Origin of the sequence: Verrucosispora sp. WMMD573, assembly GCF_027497175.1 — a bacterium.
Taxonomy (GTDB): Bacteria; Actinomycetota; Actinomycetes; order Mycobacteriales; family Micromonosporaceae; genus Micromonospora.
Genome location: NZ_CP114901.1, coordinates 6,165,608 through 6,189,763, shown reverse-complemented (window position 1 = coordinate 6,189,763; position 24,156 = coordinate 6,165,608). Strand labels below are relative to the sequence as shown.

Genomic DNA, 24,156 nt, shown 5'->3' with positions numbered 1-24,156 from the left:
CGGCCTGCCGAGCGGGTCCTCAGTGCGGGCTCTTCGCGTCGGGGTGGCGGGGCCGGGTCGGCGGTGGCGGGGCCGGGTCGGCGGTGGTGGGGCCGGGTCGGCGGTGGTGGGGCCGGGTCGGCGGTGGCGGGGCCGGTCAGCGGCGGGTGCCGCAGGTGGGGCAGGGCTCGCCGGGGTTGCTGCGGCCGATGCGACGGCGCAGGGCGACGGCGGCTGGCAGCAGGGCCGGCCCGAGCAACCCGACGGTGAGAGCGGCACCGACAAGCGTCGGGTAGGTCGGGCGCGGGGCGCCGCCGAGGCCGTCCACCGCCCCGGCCAGGATGTGCACGCTGAGCAGCCCGACCGGGGTGAGCAGGGCGACCACCGCCCAGCCACCCCGCCAGTCCCGCCGCATGGCCAACCCGACGGCGAGCAGCACCGCAACCCCCAGCAACACCGCCCCGGTCGCCGGTAGCAACTGTTCGGCGCTCCACCGGTACGCGTCCCAGTAGAAGCCATGCCCGAACACGTAGCCACCCGCTGCTGCCACGATCGGCAGAGCCCGAGCCGGCAACGGCAGGTGACCGTCGACCGCGAGCGCCAGCACACCGAGGGCGGCCTGTGGCACCAGCACCAGCAGCGGAGGTCTGGGCAGGCCCGCGAGCGGGCTCGCCAGGAGAACCGCCACGGTCGCCACCACCGCCACCGCGATGGCGACCCAAGTCGGTCGGCCCGGTGCCACGAGCACGAGGACCGCCGCCACCAGCCACGCCAGCCACGCGACGATGCCGGTCGACACGAACGGGTCGAGCACCGGCACGCCCGCCTCGGCAGGCGGTGGGCTCTGCTCGACGATCGTCCAGAAGCCGGCAAGGAAGGCGGCGGTGGTCAGCGCGAGCAGCGCCGCGAGGCGTACCCCGGGAATCAGGTCGGTGGCGCCGGCGGCCCGCAGCCGCTGGCGGAGGCCACCCCGCACGAGGTCGGCGGCGTCCGCGAGGGAGGGCCAGCGCCGTCGCGGTTCCGCCAGGTCGAGGTACGTCCCGACGATCTCGTCGCCCCGGTCGTGGCGGTAGTCCGGCGGGTACGCCCGCAGCAGATGCCGGTATCGGCGCTCCAGCTTGCTCATGCCATACCTCCGGCGGTACGCGGTGCGAGCGGGCGCACCGCACGGGCGCGCAGCCTGGCGGTGGCCGCCTCGACGTTGCGCCGTAGCCGTTCGGTCTCGACGGCCAGCGTGGCGTCACCGGTGGGGGAGAGGCGGTAGTAGCGGCGTAACCGCCCGTCGACGGTCTCCTCCCGGTCCAGTTCGACCAGGCCGGCATCGGTGAGCCGGTCCAGCGCGCCGTAGAGGGTGCCGGGGCGTAGCGAGAGCCGCCCGTCGGAGAGGGCCGCGACCTCGCCGATGATCGCGTAGCCGTGCATCGGCTCGCGGGCGAGCGCGGTCAGGATGAGGAAGGTGGGTTCGCGTAGCGGAGTGTCCACGCCCTCAATATATCGGACGCGAAGGTATCGGTTTGCCGAAACGCCGCGGGCCGGCTCCGCGTGGTGCGGAGCCGGCCCGGACGGCGCTGAGTGAGATCAGCAGTCGAAGTACATCGCGAACTCGTGCGGGGTCGGGCGCAGACGCACCGGGTCGACCTCGTTGGCCCGCTTCCAGTCGATCCAGGTGGAGATCAGGTCTGGGGTGAAGACGCCACCGTCGAGCAGGTAGTCGTGGTCGGCCTCCAGCGAGTCGAGCACGGCCGGCAGGGAGCCCGGCACCTGCTTGACGTCGCCCCACTCCTCCGGCGGGAGGTCGTAGAGGTCCTTGTCGATCGGCGCTGGCGGCTCGATCTTGCTCTTGATGCCGTCCAGGCCGGCCATCAGCATCGCCGAGAAGGCGAGGTAGACGTTGGCCGACGGGTCCGGCACCCGGAACTCGACCCGCTTGGCCTTCGGGTTGCTGCCGGTGACCGGGATGCGGGTACAGGCGGAGCGGTTGCGCTGCGAGTAGACCAGGTTGACCGGCGCCTCGAAGCCCGGGACCAGGCGACGGTACGAGTTGACCGTCGGGTTGGTGAAGGCCAGCAGCGACGGCGCGTGGTGCAGCAGACCGCCGATGTACCAGCGGGCGGTGTCGGACAGGCCGGCGTAGCCGGTCTCGTCGTAGAAGAGCGGCTCGCCGCCCAGCCAGAGGCTCTGGTGGGTGTGCATGCCGGAGCCGTTGTCGCCGAAGAGCGGCTTGGGCATGAAGGTGGCGGTCTTGCCGGCTGCCCAGGCGGTGTTCTTCACGATGTACTTGAAGAGCTGGAGCTGGTCACCGGCGTGCAGCAGGGTGGAGAACTTGTAGTTGATCTCCGCCTGGCCGGCGGTGCCGACCTCGTGGTGCGAGCGCTCCACGGTGAATCCGGTGTCGATCAGTCGGCGGACGATCTGGTCACGCAGGTCGGCGTAGTGGTCGACCGGCGGCACCGGGAAGTAACCACCCTTGTACGCGGTCTTGTAGCCGCGGTTGCCGCCCTCCTCCTCACGGCCGGTGTTCCAGGCGCCCTCGATCGAGTCGATGTAGTAGTAGGCCTGGTTCGCGGAGGTCTCGTGGCGGATGGAGTCGAAGATGTAGAACTCCGCCTCCGGGCCGAAGTAGGCGGTGTCGGCGATGCCGCTGGCGGCCAGGAAGGCCTCGGCCTTCTTCGCCACGTTACGCGGGTCACGCGAGTACGCCTCGCGGGTGAACGGGTCGTGGATGAAGAAGTTCAGCGCGAGGGTCTTCTGCGCGCGGAACGGGTCGATGAAGGCGGTGGCGACGTCCGGGAGCAGGAGCATGTCCGACTCGTGGATCGCCTGGAAGCCGCGGATCGACGACCCGTCGAAAGCGAGACCGTTGGTGAAGAAGTCGTCGTCGACGGACTCCACCGGCAGGTTGAAGTGCTGCATGACGCCGGGCAGGTCACAGAAACGAACGTCGACGAACTTCACGTCCTCGTTCTTGAGGTAACGCAGGAGTTCCTCGGGATTGGCGAACACTCGTCCTCCTGGCACGTCCACGGATAGCTAGGCTCCTGGCGACGCTATGGCCGTGCGGTTGCCCGGCCATGTCTCCAGTGTTTCTGCCGTGTTACGTCCCTCGCGTTGGGTCACCCCGGGCGCCTGACCCGGACACCTCAACCCGAGGAACGGGTCCGGCTGTGCCAGTGTAGTGAAGCTTGATGAGATTGGTCCTTTTTGGCGCTCCGCGTCGGCGCGCCCGGCGCCGGTCCGGTTGCCGCCAGACCCCGGGCCTGCACCGCGCCGGCTGCCGCGCTGACTAGGCTCGTGCGGGTGACCACCCAGCCGAGCCCCTTGCCACCCCCCGCCGCGGATCCCGCCTTCGTCCCGGCCGACCTGGGCCGCCGGTTCGGGGCGCTGGTCATCGACTGGATTCTCTGCCTGCTCGCGTCGGGCCTGTTCGCCAGCCCCACGAGGGACGCCTGGGCGCCCGTGCTGGTGCTGATCCTGCTGTACGGCGTCTTCCTGGGCCTGTTCGCCCAGACCCCCGGCATGTACCTGACCCGGATCCGGTGCGTCGACTGGACCGACGGCGGCCGGATCGGTCTGCTCCGGGCGCTGCTGCGGGGTGTGCTGCTGGCCCTGGTCGTGCCGGCCCTGCTGATGGACCAGCACCGGCGTGGCCTGCACGACCGCCTCACCGGCTCGGTCGTCACCCCCGCACCGCGCTGATCCGCCCTCCCGCGCGAGCCCGCGCCTGCACACTGACTCGGCGGCGCGCCGAACGAATGCCCAGATGGCGGACGACACCGAGCCATTCGGAGGGCCGGCCCCGCCCGGGCGCCCTGCCGCGGGCCCTCGTGCACCGGACCGGCCGCTCGCGGGTTCGCTGGGCTCAGCGGCCGCGCATCTGGCGGGACGCGCCGCGCGGCGGGCGGAGGTTCTTGGGGATGGCGCCCTTGGGCATCTGGGGCCGGGAGGTGAGCGCCTTGAGGCGCTTGTCCAGCGAGTTGACGTCCTTGCCGCTGAGGTTGCGGGGCAGCCGCATCAGCGTCATCCGCAGCTTGCGGATCGGCAGCTCGCCTTCCTCCTGCCCGATGACGTAGTCGTAGAGCGGGGCGTTGCCGATCACCTTGGCCAGCCGACGCTTCTCCTGGCCGAGCAGGCCGCGCACCCGCTGCGGGTTGCCCTCCGCCAGCAGGATCACGCCGGGCCGCCCGATGACCAGGTGCACCATGTCCATCTGGGTGGTCGAGCTGACCGCCGGGGAGACCCGCCAGTCACCGCGCATGTTCTCCATGATCTGCGCGGCGGCGCCCGGCTGCCCCTCGGCCGCGTTCATCATCGCCCGGTTCGACCGGAGGTTGAGCACGATCAGCAGGCAGAGCAGGGCGAGCAGAATGCCCAGCGGCAACCACAGCCAGCCCCAGAGCGCGACCGCGACCACGGTCAGCGCAAGCGGGATCAGCACCGCACCGGTGGCCAAGGGGGCGAACCACTTGTCCTGCTTGGCGGTGAACCGGAACACCAACCCGATCTGCTTCAGCCGCTGGCCGAACGAGACCTTCTCCTGGGGCTTTGCCATGCCGTCGAGTCTAGTGGTCGCCTGCCGCACCGTTGATCTGCGGCCGGCTGAGTACCTTACGAGCCCGCTATGCCGCCGGCGACCCGGCGTAAGGAGGGCGAGTGGGCACAGATCAGGCGCGGTGCCCATGCCCCGGCGGCACCTTCGCGAGCAGAGTCGAAGTCACCAGTTGACGACGATTCGCAGGGAGCGCGCCATGTTCGGTCACGACGCCAACCTCATGCTCACCCTCTACCGTACGCACGCCGCGGAGCTGCGGGCCGAGGCCGCCCAGGACCGGCTGGCCCGGTCGCTGCCGCACCGCCCGGCACGCGGCTGGCTGAACCGCCGGCACCATCGGGCGCGTACCGACGAGGCACGCCACTGAGCGCCGACCCGGGAGCAGACGACCGGGGAGCCGGAGGCCGGGAGGACAGCGGGCGGCGGGCGGGCGACAGCGGGCGTGGCATGCTCGGTGCCGTGACCGTCCGCCCCACCAGCACCGTCCTCGTCGGCCGCCAGCGTGAGATGGCGCGACTACGTGCGGCGGCCGGCCGCGCCCGCGCCGGGGAGCCGGTCACCGTCCTGGTCGGTGGCGAGGCCGGGGTCGGCAAGACCCGCCTGCTGGAGGAGTTCGGCCGCGCCGTCGGCGACGACGCCCGCCTGCTGGTCGGGCAGTGCCTGGAACTCGGCGAGGCCGGCCTGCCGTTCGCCCCGTTCGCCGCGGTGCTGCGGGCGGTGCTGCGCCGCGACGGCACCGGCGTCCTCGACGGGTACGACGCCGAGTTCGCCCGCCTGCTGCCGGAGCTGGCCCGGCCGGCCGGTGCCACCGCGCCCGCCGCCGGACCGCCCTCGGACGCCCCCCGGGGCTACCTGTTCGAACTGGTCGCCCAGCTGTTCGGCCGGCTCGCCGCCGCGCAGCCGCTGATCCTGGTGATCGAGGATCTGCACTGGGCGGACCGGTCCACCCGCGACCTCATCGGCTTCCTGGTGCGGGCGGCCCGCACCGGGCGGCTGCTGCTGGTCTGCACCTACCGCACCGACGAACTGCACCGGGGGCATCCGTTGCGGCCCTTCCTGGCGGAGCTGGACCGGGCCCGGGGCGTCGAGCGGATCGAGCTGTCCCGGTTGGAGCGCGACGGCACCGGGGCGGTCCTCGCTGGGCTGCTCGGTGCCGAGCCGGCCTCCCGCGCGGTCGATGACATCCACGACCGTACGCAGGGCAATCCCCTGTTCATCGAGGAGCTCGCCGCCGCCGGCAGCCCGATCGGCTGCGCCGCGCTGCCGGAGACGCTGCGCGATCTGCTGCTGGCCCGGGTGGACCGGCTACCCGAGACGGCCCAGCGGGTGCTGCGGATCGCCGCCGCCGGCGGCAATCGCCTGGCACACCAACTGCTCGCCGAGGTCGCCGGCCTGCCCGAAGGGGAACTGGACGACGCCCTGCGAGCCGCCGTCGCCGCGCAGCTGCTGGTCGCCGACCCGGACGGCGACTACGAGTTTCGTCACGCGTTGGTCCGTGAGGCGGTCCACGACGAGTTGCTGCCCGGCGAACACGCCCGGCTGCACGCCCGGTTCGCCGCCGCCATCGAGGCGCAGCCGCACCTGGTCGCCGCCGGCCGGGCGCCGGCCGAGATCGCCCACCACTGGTACGCCGCCCACGACCATCCCCGGGCCCTGGTGACCGCCCGGGTGGCCGCCTGCGCCGCCGCCGACCGGTACGCCTACGCGGAGCAGACCCGGCTGCTGGAACGGGTGCTGGAGCTGTGGGAACTGGTGCCCGACGCCGCCGACCGGCTCGGCATGGACCACCTCGCGTTGTTGGAGGAGACGCTCAGCGCGGCAACCACCGCCGGTGACTACCAGCGTGCGTTGACCCTGACCCGGGCCGCGCTGGCCGAGGTGGACACCGGTGAGCAGCCGCTGCGCGCGGCGCGGCTGCTGGACCGGCGCGGCCGGATGCTGGCCATGCTCGGCAAGAGCGACGGCGCGGCCGAGCTGCGGGAGGCGTACCGGCTGGTGTCCGGGGTGTCGGACGGCCCGGACCGACTGCGGCTGCTCGCCGACCTCGCCGATCACCTGGCCCGCATCGATCATGCCGACGCGGCCCGGATCGCCGCCGAGGTGGTGACCGCGGCGCAGGCAGCCGACACCGAAGGGGCCCTGCTGCTGGTGCAGCTGGCGGTGCTGAGACGCCGGGAGGGAGCGGGGGATCTCGGGCTGGCCGAGCTGCGCCGGTGCGAGGCGTTGGCGCGTACCGCCGGGGAGGCGCCGGCGCTGGTCAGCGCCCTGGTGCACATCTCCGACGTGCTGTTCGAGCTGGGCCGGTACGACGAGTCGGCGCAGGCTGCGGCCGACGGGGTGAGCGAGGCGCGTCGGGTCGGCATCAGCCGCTCCACCGGGGCGTACCTGCTCTCGAACCGGGCGGAGGCGCTGCTGGCGCTGGGCCGTTGGGCGGAGGCCGACCAGGTATGCGCCGAGGCGGCCCGGCTCGACCCGCCGGGCGTCTCCGGCCTGCACTGGCTGCAACTGCGGGCCGTGTTGCGACTGGCGCAGGGGCATCCCCGTGCCGACGAGACCGTCGCTCGGGCGCTGAGCTTCCTCACCAAGCCGTACCTGCATCCGCACAACCGGCTTCCGCTGCACCTGCTGCGGCTGGAGACGGCGCTGGCGACCGACGACCGGGTCGAGGCGCTGCGGGCGGCACAGGCGTGCCTGACCGATGCGGCGATCGTCGACTATCCCCGGTACAGCTGGCCGGTGCTGGCCGCGGCGGCCCGGGTCGCCCGGCACGTCGGCGACGAGGCGCTGGCCGTCGAGGTCGCCGCGCTGGCCGGCGGCGTCGCGGCCCGGTTTCCCGCCGAGCGGGCGTACGCCGCCGAGGTGGTCGCCTGCGGAGCCTCCGGTGCCGAGACGCTCGCCGCCTGGCGGACGGCGGTCGCGGCCTGGCGGACCGCCGGTCAGCCCGGAGAGCTGGCGCGGGTGCTGCTGGGCTACGCCGAGGCGGCGGCGGGAGCGGGGGAGCGCGACGAGGTCGGCGCGGCGGTGAGTGAGGCGGCGAGGCTGGCCGATGGGCTCGGCGCGGTACGGCTCGCCGAACGGGCCGCCACCCTGGCCCGCCGCGTGGGCCTACGTGGTGCCGGCAACGGTCGACCCGGCGCGGATCTGCTGACCGAGCGGGAGCGTGAGGTGTTACGTCTGGTCGCCGCGGGACACAGCAACAGCCGCATCGCCGAGCAGCTGTTCATCTCGCCCAAGACGGCGAGCGTGCACGTCTCCCGGATCATCGCGAAGCTCGACGTGACCAACCGCGTCGAGGCCGCCGCCCTCGCCCACCGCCTCAACCTGCTCACCGACCCCTGACGCCCCGAATTGCGCCGATCATGCAGTCGTGGTCGTGGACATATGCCCTTCATGCCGCAGAACAACGACCACAACTGCATGATCGCCGGGGGCGGGGGCGGGGGCGGGGGCGGGGGCGGGGGCGGGGGCGGTGGGTTAGTGGGTGGCCAGGGTTGCGGGTTCGCGGGCGGCGAGGGCCTGCTGGTAGAGGCGGCCGGCGCGGTAGGAGGAGCGGACCAGGGGGCCGCTCATCACGCCGGCGAAGCCGATCTCCTCGGCCTCCTCACGCAGCTCGACGAACTCCTCCGGCTTGACCCAGCGTTCCACCGGGTGGTGCCGGGGAGAGGGACGCAGGTACTGGGTGATGGTGATCAGCTCACAGCCGGCGGCGTGCAGGTCGCGTAGGGCCTGGGAGATCTCCGAGCGCTCCTCGCCCATGCCCAGGATCAGGTTGCTCTTGGTGACCAGACCGTCGGCGCGTGCCTGCGAGATGACGTCCAGGGACCGCTCGTAGCGGAAGGCCGGCCGGATCCGCTTGAAGATCCGGGGGACCGTCTCCACGTTGTGCGCGAGCACCTCCGGCCTGGCACCGAAGACCTCGGCGAGTTGCTCGGGTACCGCGTTGAAGTCGGGGATCAGCAGCTCGACACCGCAACCGGGCTGCAGGGCGTGGATCTGCCGCACCGTCTCGGCGTACAGCCAGGCGCCGCCGTCGGGCAGGTCGTCGCGGGCCACGCCGGTGATGGTGGCGTACCGCAGCCCCATCGACACCACCGACTCGGCAACCCGGCGTGGCTCGTCGGCGTCGAACTCGGCCGGCTTGCCGGTGTCGATCTGGCAGAAGTCGCAGCGGCGGGTGCACTGGTCACCGCCGATGAGGAAGGTGGCCTCGCGGTCCTCCCAACATTCGTAGATGTTGGGGCAGCCGGCCTCCTGGCACACGGTGTGCAGCCCTTCGCGGGCGACCAGCCCACGCAGCTGGGTGTACTCGGGGCCCATCTTGGCCTTGACCTTGATCCACGGAGGTTTGCGCTCGATCGGCGTCTCGGCGTTGCGTGCCTCGATCCGCAGCAGTCGCCGCCCCTCGGGGGCGGGCGTCGCGGTACTCGCGGCCTGGCCGGTCGTCGGCGCGGAGTGCTCGATCGTCACAAAACGAGCCTACGCCGGACGGCGGCGGTCGATGAACAGCGGGCGACGGCCGTCACCCCGGAAATCCTGTGACGCCGGACACCGAAGCCGCAAGAAACACGTAACAGGACGACGCGATCGGATGTTAGCGTGCCCGGCACGAAGCGACGACGGAGCCGAGTAGGGCACCGATCCGCCAGTTGAAGAGAGCCGCCGGTTGCTGCGAGGCGGTCTGGCGCCGGGGCCGCGAAGACCCTCCCGAGCTGCGGGAAGAACAGCGTGCGGTGACGGCCCTGGTGCAGCGGGGGCGAGCCGGCATCCGCGCCCAGTAGACCCCGCCCGGCTGGCCCCGGTCAAAAGGCGACGAACGAGGCTCCCGTCTCGACGGGAGCGAAGGTGTGGTGGCACCGCGAGGTTCCCGCTCGCCCACACCTCCCGGGGATCGCGTTGCGACTGATCGAGGAGGTAGCCATGCAACGCATCCTGTCCGACCAGCTCACGCCGTACACCGGGCGTACCGTCCGGATCGCCGGCTGGGTCCACCGCCGCCGCCTGCTCAAGTCGGTGGCCTTCCTGATCGTCCGGGACGCCGCCGGCCTCGCCCAGGTGGTCGTCACCGACCCCGCGGTGCGTGCCGAGGTGGCGGCGCTACCCGAGGAGACCGTCGTCGAGGTGGTGGCCACCGTGGTCACCAACGCGGCGGCGCCCGGTGGGTTGGAGCTGACCAACCCGACGGTACGACCGCTCGGCCCGCCCGCTGTGCCGCCCCCGTTCGACCTCTACCGACCCGAGCTGGCCGCCACCCTGCCGACCCAGCTGGACCACGCCCCGGTCGCCCTGCGTCACCCGACCCGATCGGCCGCGTTGCGGATCTCGGCGGCGGCGGTGGCCGGTTTCCGGGCCGCGCTGGACGCCCGCCGATTCGTGGAGATCCACACACCGAAGGTGGTCGCGTCCGCCACGGAGAGCGGGGCGAACGTCTTCGCCCTGGACTGGTTCGGTCGGCCCGCGTACCTGGCCCAGTCGCCACAGTTCTACAAGCAGCTCATGGTCGGCGTTTTCGAGCGCGTCTACGAGGTCGGGCCGGTGTTCCGGGCCGAGCCACACGACACCGTGCGGCACCTGGCGCAGTACACCTCGCTCGATGTCGAGCTGGGCTTCGTCACCGACCATCGGGACATGATGACGGTACTGCGGGACACCCTCGCCGGGATGCTCGACTCGGTCGGTGACCGGGCCGCCGTCGCGTTGGCCACCCTCGGTGTCACGCCACCACCGGTGCCCGCGCAGATCCCGGCGGTGCACTTCACCGACGCGCTGCGGATCGCCAACGCCCCTGCCGACGAACCGGACCTCGCCCCGGCGCACGAACGGGCGCTGGGGGAGTGGGCCCGGCGCGAGCACGGGTCGGAATTCCTCTTCGTCACCGGATACCCGATGGCGAAGCGGCCGTTCTACACCCATCCGGACCCGGCGCGGCCGGGCTACTCCAACGGCTTCGACCTGCTGTTCCGGGGGCTCGAACTGGTCACCGGTGGCCAGCGACTGCACCGGCACGTCGACTATCTGGCCGCGCTGGCCGACCGGGGGGAGCCGGTGGAACCGTACGCCGGCTACGTCGACGCGTTCCGTCACGGCATGCCACCGCACGGCGGCTTCGCCATCGGCCTGGAACGCCTGGTCGCCCGCCTCACCGGCGCTTCCAACATCCGCGAGGTGACCCCCTTCCCCCGCGACCTCCACCGCCTAGCCCCCTAAACCCAACCCCCGCCCCCACACCCTCCGCCCAAGTTGACCAAGAAGTTTGCGTCGGGATCCGCGCCGGCGAAGTCGACGCAAACTTCTTGATCAACGCGGGGCTGGAGCGTGGGCTGGACGTGTGGGAGGGGGTTTAGGGGGTGGGGAGGAGGGTGGGGAGGTGGCGTTCGACTGCGGGGAGGACGTCGGCGACGGTGATGGGGCGGCCGAGCTCGGCGGTGAGCGAGGTGACGCCGGCGTCGCGGATGCCGCACGGCACGATCCGGTCGAAGTGCGCCAGGTCGCAGTCGCAGTTGATGGAGAAGCCGTGCAGGGTGACGCCTCGGGCTACCCGGATGCCGATCGCCGCGACCTTGCGCTCGGGGCCCCGCTCGTCGGCCGGAACCCACACCCCGCTGCGTCCCTCGACCCGGCCTGCGGCCAGGTCGAACTCGGCGCACACGTCGATCAGCAGTTGCTCGACCCGCCGGACGTACGCGACCACGTCGACCGGGTCGGGCAGACGCACGATCGGGTAGCCCACCAACTGGCCCGGGCCGTGCCAGGTGATTTTGCCGCCGCGGTCCACGTCGATCACCGGGGTGCCGTCGACCGGGCGGTCCCACGGTTCGGTGCGCTTGCCGGCGGTGTACACGCTCGGGTGCTCCAGCAGCAGCACGGTGTCACCCTGTCCGCCGCTGACCACCGCCTCGTGCAGGCGACGCTGCTCGTCCCAGGCGGCGGCATAGTCGAGGACACCGGCGCGTACGGCCGTCAGGCCGGAGGTCGTCACGGTCACGTGTCCAGCCTAGACCCGTACCCGCTGGTCACCGGCGGTGAGCCGGCTCACCGCCGGACCTGCCATACCCAGGCGTCCTCGACCCGCTCCGGTTCGCCGAAGAGCAGGACCAGGGTGCGACGGATGGCCTCCTCGTCGACCGGCCATTTGGCGCCGTGCACCTGGTCGGCGAGCACCACCGTCTCGATCCGCCAGTGCTCCAGGTCGGCCCGGACCTCCTCGCGGGTGCCCTCGGTGACGATCGGCGGTAGACCGCTGCGGGCGGCCTGGTCCAGCAGCGCGCCGAACGGGCGCGGCACCGGGCCGATGCGCCCCCGGTCGTCGGGGCCGCCGGGGCCGAGGAAGAAACCGGACGGGATGGCGAACTCGCCCTGCCGGTGCGCCAGCGCGTACGCCTGCCAGCGCTGGCCGTCGGGGTAGACGTCAAGGGTGAGCGGTGCCGGAGTCAGCACCCCGCCCGGGGAGACGTAGTCCCGCCAGGCGCCGGAGGTGATGAAGCGGGGGATCGGCTCACGTTCGCTGGTCAGCAGGGGAGTGGGGAGCAGCGGCACCAGGGCCACCGCGAAGCCGACCGTCCAGGCCACTGCCGCCGGGCGCGACGGCGGGCGTCGGCGTAGCTGGTCCACCGCGTACGCCAGCAGCAGGCCGATCACCGGCGTCACCACCAGCGCGAACCGGGCGGGCAGCGCGGCGTTCACCACCGGCAGGTGCCCGAGCAGGTCGAAGGGCATCGGCAGGTCGGTGCGCTGGCCGTCGACCTTGGCGACCGGCCCGAAGGAGAGCGCGGTGAACACCACCGCGACGATCCCGAGGGCCCACAGGGTGGCCCGTCGACGTGTGTCACCGCCGCGCCACAGCAGCACGAAACAGCCGACGGCGAGCACCAGCAGTGGCAGCCCGAAGAAGGAGTTCTCCTCGGTGGGGTTCGGCGCCAGCGAGGTGCCGAACCCGGCCTCGCCGCCCAGTGAGCGGCGTGGATACGCGGCGTACGCGGCGATGTCCTCGGAGTGGATCACTGCGTCGAAGCCGGTGCCGTGGAATCGTTGCGGCCCGGCGAAGTGCAGCCACAGCGGGTAGGACAGCAGCACCCCGGCGACCACCGCGGTCACCGCGAGCCCGCGCAGGAACGAGGGCAGGACGGCGCGTGCCTCGGCCCGGTTGGCCGGATGCAGGGCCCAGACGGCGACGAAGAGACCGAGCGCCAGCGCGGTGAAGAAGAGTCCTTCGGCGGCGATCGAGAAGGCGACCGCGACGAGTACGCCGAGGATGACGCCGTCGCGCAGCCAGTGACCCGGCCGGCGCAGCGCGAACAGCCGCCACACCAGCAGTGGCACCAGCCAGCCGGCGGTCCAGTTCAGGTGGGCGTTCGCGTGCGAGACCATCCCGGGGGAGAAGCCGATGAACAGTCCGCCGACGGCGGCGGCGAGCGGGCTGCGGACCAGGTGCCGGGAGAGCAGCCAGTACCAGGCGACCGCGGTGGCGGCCAGGTTGAGGGTGAGGATCACCAGGAAGGTGGCCGACGGGCCGATCAGGTACGTCAGCGGGGCAAAGACCGCCGCGTACACCGTGATCGAGGTGTTGACCGCGAGGTTGACCCCGTCCGGGACGTTGATCAGATAGGTGAAGAGCGGGTTGTCGCCATGGGTCAGCGCGTGCCCGCCGAAGGCCAGCAACCATTCGAACAGCGCCTGGTCGCTGGAGTTGACGGTGATCGCCCGCCCGTTCGGGTCGATCCACAGCCCGCTGGTCACCCAGACGGCGAGTGCCAACGCGACAAGCGCCACGGTCAGGTCGGCGCGGCGGTCGCTAGTGATCCGTGACGGCGACGGTGAGGCGGGCGCGGACGCCACGGACGGGGAGGTGGGCACCTAGCGGACGTTACCAACCGCACCGGGACACGCCGGTCAGACCCGGCAGGTAGGCGTCGGCCCGCTCCGCCACACCCGGACATCGACGAATGTGTGCACGGCCACCATGTCATCGGTGTGACACGACTGCGTAACGTCGCGGCAATCATTGGTGATCCAGCTCACAACCATGGAGGCTCTCGTGCGCCGCACCCGTACCCGGCTCGCCGGTGCGCTGGCCGGGCTGGCCCTGGCCGCCACCGCCCTGGTGGCCGTCGCCGCGCCCGCCCAGGCCGCGTCCCTCACCCAGGTCACCGGCTTCGGCTCCAACCCCGGCAACCTCGCCATGTACGCGTACCGGCCGGACAACCTGCCCTCCGGCGCCCCGGCCGTGGTGCTGCTGCACGGCTGCGCCCAGAACGCCAGCGGCTACTTCGCCAACTCCGGCTGGAGGAAGTACGCCGACCAGTGGCGGTTCGCGCTGATCGTGCCCGAGCAACGTTCGGCCAACAACTCCAGCTCCTGCTTCAACTGGTTCGAGACCGGCGACACGGCGCGGGGGCAGGGCGAGGCGCTCTCCATCAAGCAGATGGTCGACCACGCCAAGTCGGCGTACGGCACGGCCGCCAACCGGGTGTACGTCAGCGGGCTGTCGGGCGGCGGAGCGATGAGCGCCGCGATGCTCGCCACCTACCCGGACGTCTTCGCCGGTGGCTCGATCATCGCCGGGCTGCCGCACCGCTGCGCCACCAGCATGATCAACGCGTTCTCCTGCATGAGCCCGGGTGTGGACAAGACCCCCGCGCAGTGGGGCGACCTCGTCCGCAACGCCTACCCCGGCTACTCCGGCGCCCGCCCGAAGGTGGCCATCTGGCACGGCACCAGCGACTACACGGTGGCGACGGCCAACGCCACCGAGTCCCGCGACCAGTGGACCAACGTGCTCGGTGTCTCGCAGACGCCCACCAGTACCCGGCAACTGCCGGCCGGCACCAGCGTCGAGGTCTACGGCAACGATGTGGTCCGGGTGCACCGGGTCTCCGGCATGGGGCACGGCACCCCCGTCGACCCGGGCTCGGGCGCGGACCAGTGCGGTACCGCCGCCGCGTACTTCCTGGACACCATCTGCTCGACGTACCACGACGCGCTCTTCTTCGGCCTGAACGGCGGCGCGACCCCGACCCCGACCCCGACCGCGAGCCCCACGACCAGCCCGACCCCGACCGCGTCACCCACCCCGACCGCGAGCCCGACCCCGACCCCGACCAGCACCCCGACCTGCGTCACCGCCAGCAACTACGCCCACGTCGCCGCCGGCCGCGCCTACCACTCCGGCGGCTACGCCTACGCCAACGGCTCCAACCAGCGGATGGGCCTCTACAACACCTTCTACACCACCACCCTGCGCCAGACCGCCCCCAACCACTGGACCATCGGCTGCTGACCCACCCACCAGGCCCCCGACCCCGCCACACCCGCGTTGATCATGAGGTTGGCGGCAGTTTTAGAGATCAACTCTGCCGTCAACCTCATGATCGACAGGCTAGGGGGCGGGGTGGAGGGCGGCGTGGAGGGCGGTGGGGAGGTCGGGGTGGCGGAAAGTGAACTGGGCGCGGTTGAGGACGCCGGGGAGGACGCGGGTGCTGGTCAACGCCTCCTGGGCGAAGCCGCCGAGGGCCACCTTCAGGGCCAGCGCGGGGATCGGGATGACCGCGGGGCGGTTCAGCTGGCGGGCCAGTTCCCGGGTGAACTCGGCGTTGGTGACCGAGGCCGGGCCGACCACGTTCACCGGCCCGGCGAGATCGGCCCGGGCCAGCAGGAACGTGGTGGCGTTGAGCCAGTCGGTCATCGAGATCCACGGAATCCACTGCCGGCCGCTGCCGAGCCGGCCGGCGATGCCCAGCTTGAACGGCAGCAGCTGCGGCTTCAGCAGCCCACCGTCGCGGTGCAGCGGCAGCCCGGTACGCAGCCGCACCACCCGTACCCCGGCATCCTCGGCCGGCCGGGTGGCCGCCTCCCACACCCGGGCCACGTCGGCGAGGAAACCCTCGCCGGCCGGCGCGTCCTCCTCGACCACCCGGTCGCCGGTGTTGCCGTACCAGCCGATCGCCGAGGCGTTCAGCAGCACCTCCGGCCGGTCGGCCACCGGTAGCCCGGCGATCGTGGTGGCCAGGGTGGTGGTGGTGTCCACCCGGCTGGACCGGATCAGCTGCCGGTACCTGTCGTTCCAGCGCCGGTCGCCGACACCGGCGCCCGCCAGGTTGATCACCGCGTCGGCCTCGGCGACCACCGCCGGGTCCAACTGCGCCGCCGACGGCGACCATCGTCGCTCGTCGGCGGCGCGCGGCGGTCGTCGTACCAGCCGGGTCACCTGGTGCCCGTCGGCGACGAGCAGGTCGACCAGCCGGGTGCCGAGGAAGCCGGAAGCGCCGGCCATGAGGATCCGCATGCCCTCCATCTTCGGGTACGCGCGGCGACCCGGCCGCGTCGAGTCGGTCACGCCCGTGTGGCGGCCTCGTCCCTACGCAGCTCCGACAGGTGCCGCTCGACCTCGTCGTAGGCGTCGGCGGGCAGCGGCCCGAGGGTGAGCACCCGGGTGTTCTCCTCGACCTGGGCCACCGTGCGGAACCCGGGAATCGGCACCGTACGCGGGCTGCGGGCCAGCAGCCAGCCGAGCGCGCCCTGAGCGAGGGTACGGCCGTCGGCGGTGAGCGCCGCGCGTACCTGAGCCACCCGCTGCGCCCACTGCGGTGCCGGCTTGCCGTCGGTGAACCAGCGCAACCACTCCGGTGCCCGTCCCCGCACGTCGTCGTCGCCCAGCGACCGGGTGGCGGCGGTGAGCAGCCCCATCGCCAGCGGCCCCCGGTTGATACTGGCCAGGTCGTACGTGTCGCAGACCGCCAGCATCTCGGCGTTGTCCCGCAGCACGGACTGGTCGTGCTGGATCGCCGTGCAGTGCGGGGCGGCCGGGGCGAAGGCGGCGGCCGAGTCGGGGTGGTCGGTGCTCCACCCGTACGCCCGGATCTTGCCCTGGGTGACCATGCTCTCCAGCGTGTCGACCAGGTCGAGCGCGAGCGCCGGCGCCAGGTCGTTCAGGTGCAGTTGCAACAGGTCGACGTGATCGGTGCCGAGCCGGCGCAGCGACGCCTCCAGACTCGCCGCCGCGTACTCGGGACGGTGGTCCTCGCCGGTGGCCCGGCGGGTCGCCTCCTCGGAGGTGAAGCCGAACTTGGTGGCGATCACCACCCGGTCGCGACGGCCGGTCAGCGCCCGACCGAGCACCCGCTCGCTGTGCCCGGCCCCGTAGTTGCTGGCCGTGTCGAAGAAGGTCACCCCGTGCTCCAGCGCCGCGTGCACGGCCCGTACCGACTCCTCGTCGTCCACCTCGCCCCAGCCCAGCGGCTGCCGGTCGTCGCCCCACAGCGGCCCGCCGATCGCCCAGCACCCCATGCCGATCGCGCTGACCTCGATCCCGCTGCGACCCAGTTTCCGTGTCGTCGTCATGCCGCCAAGCGTCGCGGTTGGAGCACACTCGAAGTCAAGCGCGCTGACTGCACCTGGCCGATGGCCGAGCCTGTTCACGAGGATGCCGCATTTCGCGCCTTCCATCGCCGGGAACCGGCCATGATGCCGCAAGTCGTGCCGATCAGTCGCCTCGACTGGCCGTCTCGGGCGGTCAGGTTGTGCCGGGGGGTTGGCCGTGCCAGCGAGCGCGGTAGGCGGCCTCGTTGGTCTCGTGGGCGGTGCGTTCCTCGAATACCACCGCGCGCAGCGTGTGCCGGGCCTCGGACATGAAGACGACCTCGGCGAAGACCAGGCCGACGCAGATCGCGGTGAGCAGCCCGAGCGCGACCAGCCCGGGCATCGGCATGGCGACCGGGATGGCGGCGAGCAGTACGACCAGGGTGGCGACCCGGGTCCAGCTCAGTGTGTGCAGGGTACGGAGCTGAAAGGCCATGTTGCCGAGCAGGTAGAGGAATACCCCGCCGAACAGCATCGGCACTTTCGCCCCGTGGGCCGGCTCGGCGACCGGTACGCCGGGTTCGGCGATGTCGTGCACGATGCCCTCGGCGCCGAGGGCGAACAGGATGATCCCGGCGATCATCGGCAGGTAGAGGTAGGCGTAGGCGTCGCGGGCCATCAGCACCCGGGTGCGGCCGAGGGTGGCGTGCAGGGCGATCCGGGCGGCCGGGCCGATCAGGTCGTAGTGCACCCACCAGAGGGCGGCGGTGAAGACGATCCCGAGCACGGCGGCGGTCACCCCGGGCCAGGTCGGCGCCTGACCGAGCAGGTTGCTGCCGACACCGACGGAGATCACCGACTCGCCGAGCGCGATGATCAGGATCAGGTCGTACCGTTCGGTCCAGTGCTCAGCCGAGGTCACCTGCCAGCCCCAGGTGCGGGCCAGCAGGCCGGTGCCGTACTGGAGCAGCACCACGGCGACCCAGAGCGCGTCCCGGACGAGCTCGGCCATCCCAGGGTCGGGGATGTGTCCGGGCAGCAGCGCGGCGACCAGCAGCAGCATGGTGCTCAGCGTCAGCTCGGGGGCGTAGCGGAGCAGTTGCCGGCGCTCTGCCGGATTGTCGCGGACGATGTGCAGAAACAGTGCGAGATGCACCGCGCGGATGACCACATAGCTGACCGCGACGACGATCGGCCCGGCCTCGCTGGTCTGCGGGTCCATGAACGCCTGCGGCAGGGCGATGGCGAAGCAGAACAGCGCGGCCATCCCGACGACCATCAGCACCGGCACGAAACCTTCGCCGATACGGATCCGGGTGGCCACCACCGTGTGCACCACCCAGCACCACCAGAGCACCGCCAGCACCAGCGCGGCGTGCAGCAGTTGGCGGCCGCTGATGTTGGCGGCGGTGGCCCGGGTGATGATGAAGAACGAGAAGACGAAGACCAGGTCGAAGAAGATCTCGAACTTGTCGACCCGGGCGCCGGGTGCGATGCCGACGGCCGGCCCGAGCCGCCCCCGCCAGCCCACGTCGCCCACGGGCTGAGTCTGGCAGCGGCGACCTGGGCGTACGCCCGTTTCCGATCAGTCAGGCCGGCGGTATCGCAGACCGTCCATCAGCAGGTCGAGCAGGCGTCGGGCCTGGTCGCGCTGTTCCCGGCCACCGGCGGCGAGCGACACCCCGCTGAGCCCGGCGAGGACGTCGCCGGGCTCCACGTCCGAGCGCATCGTGCCGGCCGCCGCGCCCGCCGCCAGCAGTCTGGTCACGGCTGCGAGCAGCCGGTCCCGGCTCTGCGCGAACGGGTTGGTGCCGGCGGCGATCACCAGGCGCAGCGCGTCGGCCATCTCACGCTTGGTGGCGAGGTAGTCGATGAAGTGGTCCATCCAGGCCCGGGTCGCCGCCTCGGGTGGCAGTTGTCCGAGTAGTTCGGCGGCGGAGTCGCAGAGGCGCTCCAACTCGTTGCGGTAGGCGGCTTCGACCAACGCCTCCCGGGTGGGGAAGTGCCGGTAGAGGGTGCCGATGCCCACCGCCGCGTCGCGGGCGATCTGCTCCAGGGTTACTTCCGTGCCGGCCTGGGAAAACGCCCGGACGGCCGCCTCCAGCAACCGTTGGCGGTTGCGCAGCGCGTCGGCGCGCAACGGTCGGGATGGCTGCTCCGGCACGTACTCCTCCTGACAGTCGGCCTCCGTCCGGTTGGCAAACGGAGGGTCCTCCGGTTAGCCTGGCAGTAACGGAGGAGCCTCCGTTTCTCATCGTAGCGGCGGACCGACCCGCCGCACATCTGAGACAAGGATGGATCATGACCATCGGCACACCTGTCAGCACCCCGTTCACCGCGCAGTCCACCGCGATGGAGGTCGTCGCGGGTATCGACCTCACCGGGCGTCGGGTCGTCGTGACCGGCGGCGGGTCGGGCATCGGCGTGGAGACCGCCCGGGCGCTCGCGTCCGCCGGTGCCGACGTCACCCTCGCGGTTCGCAAGCCCGAGCAGGGCGACCGGGCGGCGGCGGAGATCATCGGTACGACCGGCAACGACCGGGTCACCGTGGCCCCGCTCGACCTGGCCGATCCGGCCTCGGTGGCCGCCTTCGTGGCGAACTGGGACGGGCCGCTGCACATCCTGGTCAACAACGCCGGCATGATGGCCTCGCCGGAGCTGCGTACCCCGCAGGGCTGGGAGATGCAGTTCGCCACCAACCACCTGGGGCATTTCGCGCTCGCCACCGGACTGTACCCGGCCCTCGCCGCCGCGCAGGGCGCCCGGATCGTCTCGGTCAGCTCGGCCGCGCACCTGCGCTCGCCTGTCGTCTTCGACGACATCCACTTCGAGCGCCGGGACTACGAGCCGTGGGCCGCGTACGGGCAGTCCAAGACCGCCAACATCCTCTTCGCGGTCGAGGCGAGCCGGCGCTGGGCCGACGACGGCATCCTGGCCAACGCGCTACACCCCGGCGGGATCCGCACCAACCTCCAGCGCTACGTGACCGAGGAGGAGCTGGCTCGGATGCGCGCCCAGAGCGGCCCGGCCGCGCCGTCCTGGAAGACCCCGGAGCAGGGTGCCGCCACCTCGGTGCTGGTCGCCACCTCGCCGCTGCTCGACGGCGTCGGCGGCCGCTACTTCGAGGACTGCCAGCAGGCCGCCCCCCACCAACCCAACACCCGCACCGGCGTAGCCGACTACGCCCAAGACCCCGAATCCGCCCAGCGCCTCTGGCAGCTCAGCACCCAAACCCCCACCCCCTGATCCCCTGATCCCCGGATCTCGCCGTTGATCATGAAGTTGTTGTCGCGCCACGCCGAACCCGGCGACAACAACTTCATGATCAACCCTCCGGGGGAGGGGGAGGAGGGGGAGGAGGGGGAGGAGGGGGAGGGGGGAGGGAGGGAGGGGAGGGGGCGCCCCGGTCTGGGGGCCGGGGCGCCCTTTGTGCGCTGGGGTTACAAGCCCAGTTCGGCTTCGAAGTTGCCGGCTTCCAGGCGCTCCTTGACCGCCGTCAGGAAGCGGGCGGCGTCGGCGCCGTCGATCAGCCGGTGGTCGTACGACAGGGCCAGGTAGACCATCTGGCGTACGGCGATGACCTCGCCCAGATCCGGGTCGTTCACCACGACCGGGCGCTTCACCACGGCACCCGTACCCAGCATCGCCGACTGCGGCGACGGCACGATCGGGGTGTCGAAGAGGGCACCCCGGCTGCCGGTGTTGGTAAGCGTGAAGGTCGCCCCGGCGATCTCGTCCGGGCTGATCTTGTTGGTCCGGGTCCGCTCGGCCAGGTCGGCGACCCGCTTGGCGATACCGCCGAGGTTCAGGTCACCGGCGTTGTGGATGACCGGCACCAGCAGGCCCCGCTCGGTGTCCACCGCGATGCCGAGGTTCTCGGCGTCCGGGTAGGTGATCGTCCCACCGTCCAGGTCCATGCTGGCGTTGACGATCGGGTACGCCTGAAGCGCCTCGATGGCCGCGAGGGCGAAGAACGGCAGGAACGACAACTTGACGCCGTGCCGCTGCTGGAACGACTCCTTGGCCTGCGCCCGCAGCTTGGCGACCTTGGTGACGTCCACCTCGACCACCGTGGTCAGCTGCGCCATCTCGTGCAGCGACGACAGCATCCGCTTGGCGATCGCCGCACGGATGCGCGGCAGCTTCTCGGTGGTGCCGCGCTTGGCGCTCGGCTGCGGCCTGGCGGCCGGCTTGGCCGGTGCACCGGCCGCCGGCTGGGCTGCCGCCGGGGCGGGAGCGGCCTTGGCGGCGCGCGCCTTCTCCGCCGCGTCCAGCACGTCCTGCTTGCGGATCCGACCGCCGACCCCGGTGCCGTTGACCGAGGCGAGGTCCACGTTGTGCTCGCTGGCCAGCTTGCGTACCAGCGGCGTCACGTAACCGGCCGCCTGCTCGCCGCCGTTGGACGCTGCCGCGCGCTGCGGGGCGGGAGCCGCTGGCTGCGCGGCCTGCTCGGCCTTGACCGGCTCCTGAGCGGTCTCGGCCTCGGCGGCCGGCTCGTTGTACGACATGCCGGGCGTCGGCTCGGACACCTTCGGCTCGGGCTTGGCCTCGGGCTCGGGCTTCGTCTCTGCCTCGGGCTTGGCCGCTGCCTCGGGCTTGGCCTCGGGTTCCGGCTTCGCCTCGGGCTCCGGCTTCGCCTCGGCCGGCGCGCCACCGGCGGCGCCGACCACGGCCAGGGTCGCGCCGACCTCGGCGGTCTCGTCCTCGGCGACCTTGATCTCCAGCACGGTACCGGCGACCGGCGAGGGGATCTCCGTGTCGACCTTGTCGGTGGAAACCTCCAGCAGCGGCTCGTCGACCTCGACGGTCTCGCCGACCTGCTTGAGCCAACGGGTGACCGTACCTTCGGTGACGCTCTCGCCCAGGGCCGGCATCTGCACCGGGGTGCCCTCACCCGACGCCGTCGGGGCCGCCTGCTCGGCCGGCTCCTCGACGGCGGGCTGCTCCGCCTCGGCCTCGGGCTCCGCCGCGGCCTCGGCGGCCTGCTCGGCGGGGGCCTCCTGCTGCTGCGGGGCGGCTCCGCCGCCGGCCGACTCGCCCTCGCCGGAGATCACCGCCAGCTCGCTGCCGACCTCGGCCGTCTCGTCCTCGCCCACCACGATCCGGGTCAGCACCCCGGCCGCCGGGGACGGGATCTCGGTGTCGACCTTGTCGGTGGAAACCTCGAGCAGCGGCTCGTCGACCTCGACGGTGTCGCCCTCCTGCTTGAGCCAGCGCGTGACGGTGCCCTCGGTGACGCTCTCGCCGAGCCGGGGCATGGTGACCGATACCGGCATGTTCTCCAGACTCCTTCATTTCCCTGGTGGGGGGAGCGTCGCCCGTCGCCGGACGCCGCGGGTACGTCGTGGTCAGGCGTGCGCGTGCAGCGGCTTGCCGGCGAGCGCCAGGTGCGCCTCGCCCAGGGCCTCGTTCTGCGTCGGGTGGGCGTGCACGAGCTGCGCCACCTCGCCCGGGTACGCCTCCCAGTTGTAGATCAGCTGCGCCTCGCCGACCAGCTCGCCGACCCGCGCGCCGACCATGTGCACGCCGACCACCGGACCGTCCTCGACCCGCACCAGCTTCACGAAACCGGCCGTCTTGAGGATCTGGCTCTTGCCGTTGCCGCCGAGGTTGTAGTTGTAGGTCTTGATTTTGTCGTTGCCGTACTGCTCCTTGGCCTTCGCCTCGGTGAGGCCGACCGACGCCAGCTCCGGGTCGCTGTAGGTGACCCGGGGGATGCCCGCCTCGTCGATCACCGCCGGGTTCTGGCCGGCGATCTCCTCGGCGACGAAGATGCCCTGCTGGAAACCGCGGTGGGCGAGCTGGAGACCGGGCACGATGTCGCCCACGGCGTAGACGTTCGGCACGTTGGTGCGCAGCCGCTCGTCGGTCAGCACGTAGCCCCGGTCGACCTTGACGCCCTGCTCCTCGTAGCCGAGGTCGGCGGTGTTCGGGCCCCGGCCGACCGCGACCAGCAGCAGCTCGGCCTCGACGGTGTCGCCGCCGGCGATGGTCACCCTCACGCCGTTGTCGGTCTTCTCGACCTTCTCGAACGGCTTGCCGACCTTGAAGTTGATCTTCCGCTTGCGGAAGGCGCGCTCCAGCGCCTTCGACGACTCCTCGTCCTCCGCGGCGACCAGCCGGGGCAGCGCCTCGACGATCGTCACGTCCACCCCGAAGGACTTCCACACGCTGGCGAACTCGACGCCGATCACGCCGCCGCCGAGCACGATCGCCGAGGCGGGGACCCGGTCCAGGGTCAGGGCGTGGTCGCTGGTGATGACCCGCTCGCCGTCGATCTCCAGGCCCGGCAGGCTCTTGGCGTACGACCCGGAGGCCAGCACCACGTTGCGGCCGGTGTACCGCTTGCCGTCCACCTCGACCGCGTTCGGGGCGACCAACCGGCCATGCCCCTCGACGAAGGTGATCGACTTGTTGCCGTTGACCAGCCCCTGCAGGCCCTTGTAGAGCCGCGAGATCACGCCGTCCTTGTACGAGTTGACCCCCGCCATGTCGATGCCGACCAGCTCGGCCTTGACACCGAACTGCTCCGACTCGCGGGTCTGGTCGGCGATCTCGGCCGCGTGCAGCAGCGCCTTGGTCGGGATGCAACCGTTGTGCAGGCAGGTGCCCCCGAGCTTGCCCTTCTCCACCAACGCCACGGAAAGGCCCAGCTGGGCGGCGCGCAGGGCGGTCGCGTAACCGCCGCTACCACCTCCGAGGATGACGATGTCGAAGGTTGTGTCGTTCGGCTCGCTCACGTCCAACTCCCAGGTCGCTTCGCTGCATCGGGGGTCACGGCGGGGTAACACGGACACACCCCACCTCGGCCATCTTGTCACCACCGCGTCGCACCCGCGTACCGAGGTGCCCAACGACACGTTGCCGCCACGTACCCTTGGCTCTGCCTTCGATACGCCACGACTGGGGAGACGGCTCGGTGGGACTGTTCCGGCGAAGCAAGCGATCACGTGCGGCTGACCCTGACCGTACGGCCAATCGTGCCGATCTGGAGCACCTTGAGAACTTCGTCCGTACCCGAAAGGGCGTCGAGGCGTACATCGAACCGCGTACCACAGTCACCGAGACCACTGTGATCTTGATCGCCGACGACGGCGAGTGGACCCGACGCCGGATCGACGGGCCGGACGGCGCGCGGCGGTTCGCGTACCGGCTGAGCATCCCGATCTACGACGTGGCGCTGATGGGCTACCCGCAACGCATGCGCGACTACAACGAGCGCCGCAAACGCCGCCCCGAGCAGTACTGACCCGCTCCCACGCCGGGGACACCCGCTCCCACGCCGCGCCCTGCGTGCCGCGCCCTGCGCGCCGGGGGCCAGCAGTTTCGGGGAAGTT

20 protein-coding genes are annotated in these 24,156 nt (G+C 71.8%); 7 read left to right on the top strand and 13 right to left on the bottom strand.

The features are described from left to right. Nucleotides 1-136: 136 nt before the first annotated feature. The 3 genes from O7601_RS27965 to glnA form a co-directional block, all read right to left on the bottom strand. Nucleotides 137-1,105 carry a hypothetical protein gene (locus O7601_RS27965; protein ID WP_281564033.1) on the bottom strand — a complete coding sequence of 323 codons (969 nt, stop codon included), beginning with the start codon at nucleotides 1,103-1,105 and terminating at the stop codon, nucleotides 137-139. Beyond that, nucleotides 1,102-1,461, bottom strand: a complete 360-nt coding sequence (locus O7601_RS27960) for a PadR family transcriptional regulator (protein WP_281564032.1) — start codon at nucleotides 1,459-1,461, stop codon at nucleotides 1,102-1,104. The genes O7601_RS27965 and O7601_RS27960 overlap by 4 nt, the downstream gene beginning before the upstream one ends. Before the next feature lie 96 nt (nucleotides 1,462-1,557). Continuing rightward, nucleotides 1,558-2,982 (bottom strand): type I glutamate--ammonia ligase, encoded by a 1,425-nt coding sequence (gene glnA / locus O7601_RS27955; protein ID WP_281564031.1) that lies wholly within the window; start codon nucleotides 2,980-2,982, stop codon nucleotides 1,558-1,560. Nucleotides 2,983-3,297: 315 nt separating this feature from the next. On the opposite strand from glnA, the gene O7601_RS27950 reads away from it, so the two are divergent. Beyond that, entirely contained in the window at nucleotides 3,298-3,675 is a 378-nt protein-coding gene (locus tag O7601_RS27950) for an RDD family protein (protein ID WP_281567070.1), read from the top strand. Between the two features lie 163 nt (nucleotides 3,676-3,838). Here O7601_RS27950 and O7601_RS27945 read toward each other — a convergent pair whose 3' ends face one another. Continuing rightward, nucleotides 3,839-4,528, bottom strand: a complete 690-nt coding sequence (locus tag O7601_RS27945) for a DUF4191 domain-containing protein (RefSeq protein ID WP_281564030.1) — start codon at nucleotides 4,526-4,528, stop codon at nucleotides 3,839-3,841. A gap of 196 nt (nucleotides 4,529-4,724) precedes the next feature. On the opposite strand from O7601_RS27945, the gene O7601_RS27940 reads away from it, so the two are divergent. Next, nucleotides 4,725-4,895: a hypothetical protein gene (locus tag O7601_RS27940; RefSeq protein ID WP_281564029.1), complete on the top strand. Its 171-nt coding sequence runs from the start codon at nucleotides 4,725-4,727 to the stop codon at nucleotides 4,893-4,895. Nucleotides 4,896-4,987: 92 nt separating this feature from the next. Then, entirely contained in the window at nucleotides 4,988-7,867 is a 2,880-nt protein-coding gene (locus tag O7601_RS27935) for a helix-turn-helix transcriptional regulator (protein ID WP_281564028.1), read from the top strand. 135 nt (nucleotides 7,868-8,002) lie between these two features. Here the strand turns inward: O7601_RS27935 and lipA are convergent, their stop codons facing one another. Next, a complete protein-coding gene (lipA, locus tag O7601_RS27930) occupies nucleotides 8,003-8,995 on the bottom strand; it encodes a lipoyl synthase (protein WP_281564027.1) in 993 nt (330 codons plus the stop codon). 450 nt (nucleotides 8,996-9,445) lie between these two features. Here lipA and aspS point away from each other — a divergent pair, with 450 nt between their 5' ends. Next, nucleotides 9,446-10,732 (top strand): aspartate--tRNA(Asn) ligase, encoded by a 1,287-nt coding sequence (gene aspS, locus O7601_RS27925; protein WP_281564026.1) that lies wholly within the window; start codon nucleotides 9,446-9,448, stop codon nucleotides 10,730-10,732. 133 nt (nucleotides 10,733-10,865) lie between these two features. Here the strand turns inward: aspS and lipB are convergent, their stop codons facing one another. Together lipB and O7601_RS27915 are read right to left on the bottom strand one after the other, a co-directional pair. Further along, nucleotides 10,866-11,510 carry a lipoyl(octanoyl) transferase LipB gene (lipB, locus tag O7601_RS27920; protein WP_281564025.1) on the bottom strand — a complete coding sequence of 215 codons (645 nt, stop codon included), beginning with the start codon at nucleotides 11,508-11,510 and terminating at the stop codon, nucleotides 10,866-10,868. Between the two features lie 47 nt (nucleotides 11,511-11,557). Next, entirely contained in the window at nucleotides 11,558-13,378 is a 1,821-nt protein-coding gene (locus tag O7601_RS27915; protein ID WP_281564024.1) for a DUF2079 domain-containing protein, read from the bottom strand. 181 nt (nucleotides 13,379-13,559) lie between these two features. On the opposite strand from O7601_RS27915, the gene O7601_RS27910 reads away from it, so the two are divergent. Further along, complete coding sequence (locus O7601_RS27910) at nucleotides 13,560-14,801, top strand: PHB depolymerase family esterase (RefSeq protein WP_281564023.1); 1,242 nt, start codon at nucleotides 13,560-13,562, stop codon at nucleotides 14,799-14,801. 99 nt (nucleotides 14,802-14,900) lie between these two features. On the opposite strand, the gene O7601_RS27905 is transcribed toward O7601_RS27910, so the two are convergent. From O7601_RS27905 to O7601_RS27890, 4 genes are all read right to left on the bottom strand, one after another. Next, the gene (locus O7601_RS27905; RefSeq protein ID WP_281567069.1) at nucleotides 14,901-15,806 is read right to left on the bottom strand and encodes a TIGR01777 family oxidoreductase; all 906 of its coding nucleotides are present in this window, start codon (nucleotides 15,804-15,806) and stop codon (nucleotides 14,901-14,903) included. A 47-nt stretch (nucleotides 15,807-15,853) separates the two neighbouring features. Further along, nucleotides 15,854-16,861, bottom strand: coding sequence for an aldo/keto reductase (locus O7601_RS27900; protein ID WP_281564022.1), 1,008 nt, complete (start codon nucleotides 16,859-16,861; stop codon nucleotides 15,854-15,856). Between the two features lie 172 nt (nucleotides 16,862-17,033). Continuing rightward, nucleotides 17,034-18,359: a low temperature requirement protein A gene (locus O7601_RS27895; RefSeq protein WP_281564021.1), complete on the bottom strand. Its 1,326-nt coding sequence runs from the start codon at nucleotides 18,357-18,359 to the stop codon at nucleotides 17,034-17,036. Between the two features lie 45 nt (nucleotides 18,360-18,404). Then, nucleotides 18,405-18,983, bottom strand: a complete 579-nt coding sequence (locus tag O7601_RS27890) for a TetR/AcrR family transcriptional regulator (RefSeq protein ID WP_281564020.1) — start codon at nucleotides 18,981-18,983, stop codon at nucleotides 18,405-18,407. A gap of 137 nt (nucleotides 18,984-19,120) precedes the next feature. Between O7601_RS27890 and O7601_RS27885 the strand changes: the two genes are divergently transcribed. After that, nucleotides 19,121-20,065 carry an SDR family NAD(P)-dependent oxidoreductase gene (locus O7601_RS27885; protein WP_281564019.1) on the top strand — a complete coding sequence of 315 codons (945 nt, stop codon included), beginning with the start codon at nucleotides 19,121-19,123 and terminating at the stop codon, nucleotides 20,063-20,065. Between the two features lie 194 nt (nucleotides 20,066-20,259). Here O7601_RS27885 and sucB read toward each other — a convergent pair whose 3' ends face one another. Together sucB and lpdA are read right to left on the bottom strand one after the other, a co-directional pair. Next, a complete protein-coding gene (sucB, locus tag O7601_RS27880) occupies nucleotides 20,260-22,095 on the bottom strand; it encodes a 2-oxoglutarate dehydrogenase, E2 component, dihydrolipoamide succinyltransferase (RefSeq protein WP_281564018.1) in 1,836 nt (611 codons plus the stop codon). Between the two features lie 72 nt (nucleotides 22,096-22,167). Next, on the bottom strand, nucleotides 22,168-23,559 hold the full coding sequence (lpdA, locus tag O7601_RS27875) for a dihydrolipoyl dehydrogenase (RefSeq protein WP_281564017.1): 1,392 nt from the start codon (nucleotides 23,557-23,559) through the stop codon (nucleotides 22,168-22,170). 179 nt (nucleotides 23,560-23,738) lie between these two features. Between lpdA and O7601_RS27870 the strand changes: the two genes are divergently transcribed. Beyond that, on the top strand, nucleotides 23,739-24,068 hold the full coding sequence (locus O7601_RS27870; protein WP_281564016.1) for a hypothetical protein: 330 nt from the start codon (nucleotides 23,739-23,741) through the stop codon (nucleotides 24,066-24,068). The last annotated feature ends 88 nt before the right edge of the window (nucleotides 24,069-24,156 follow it).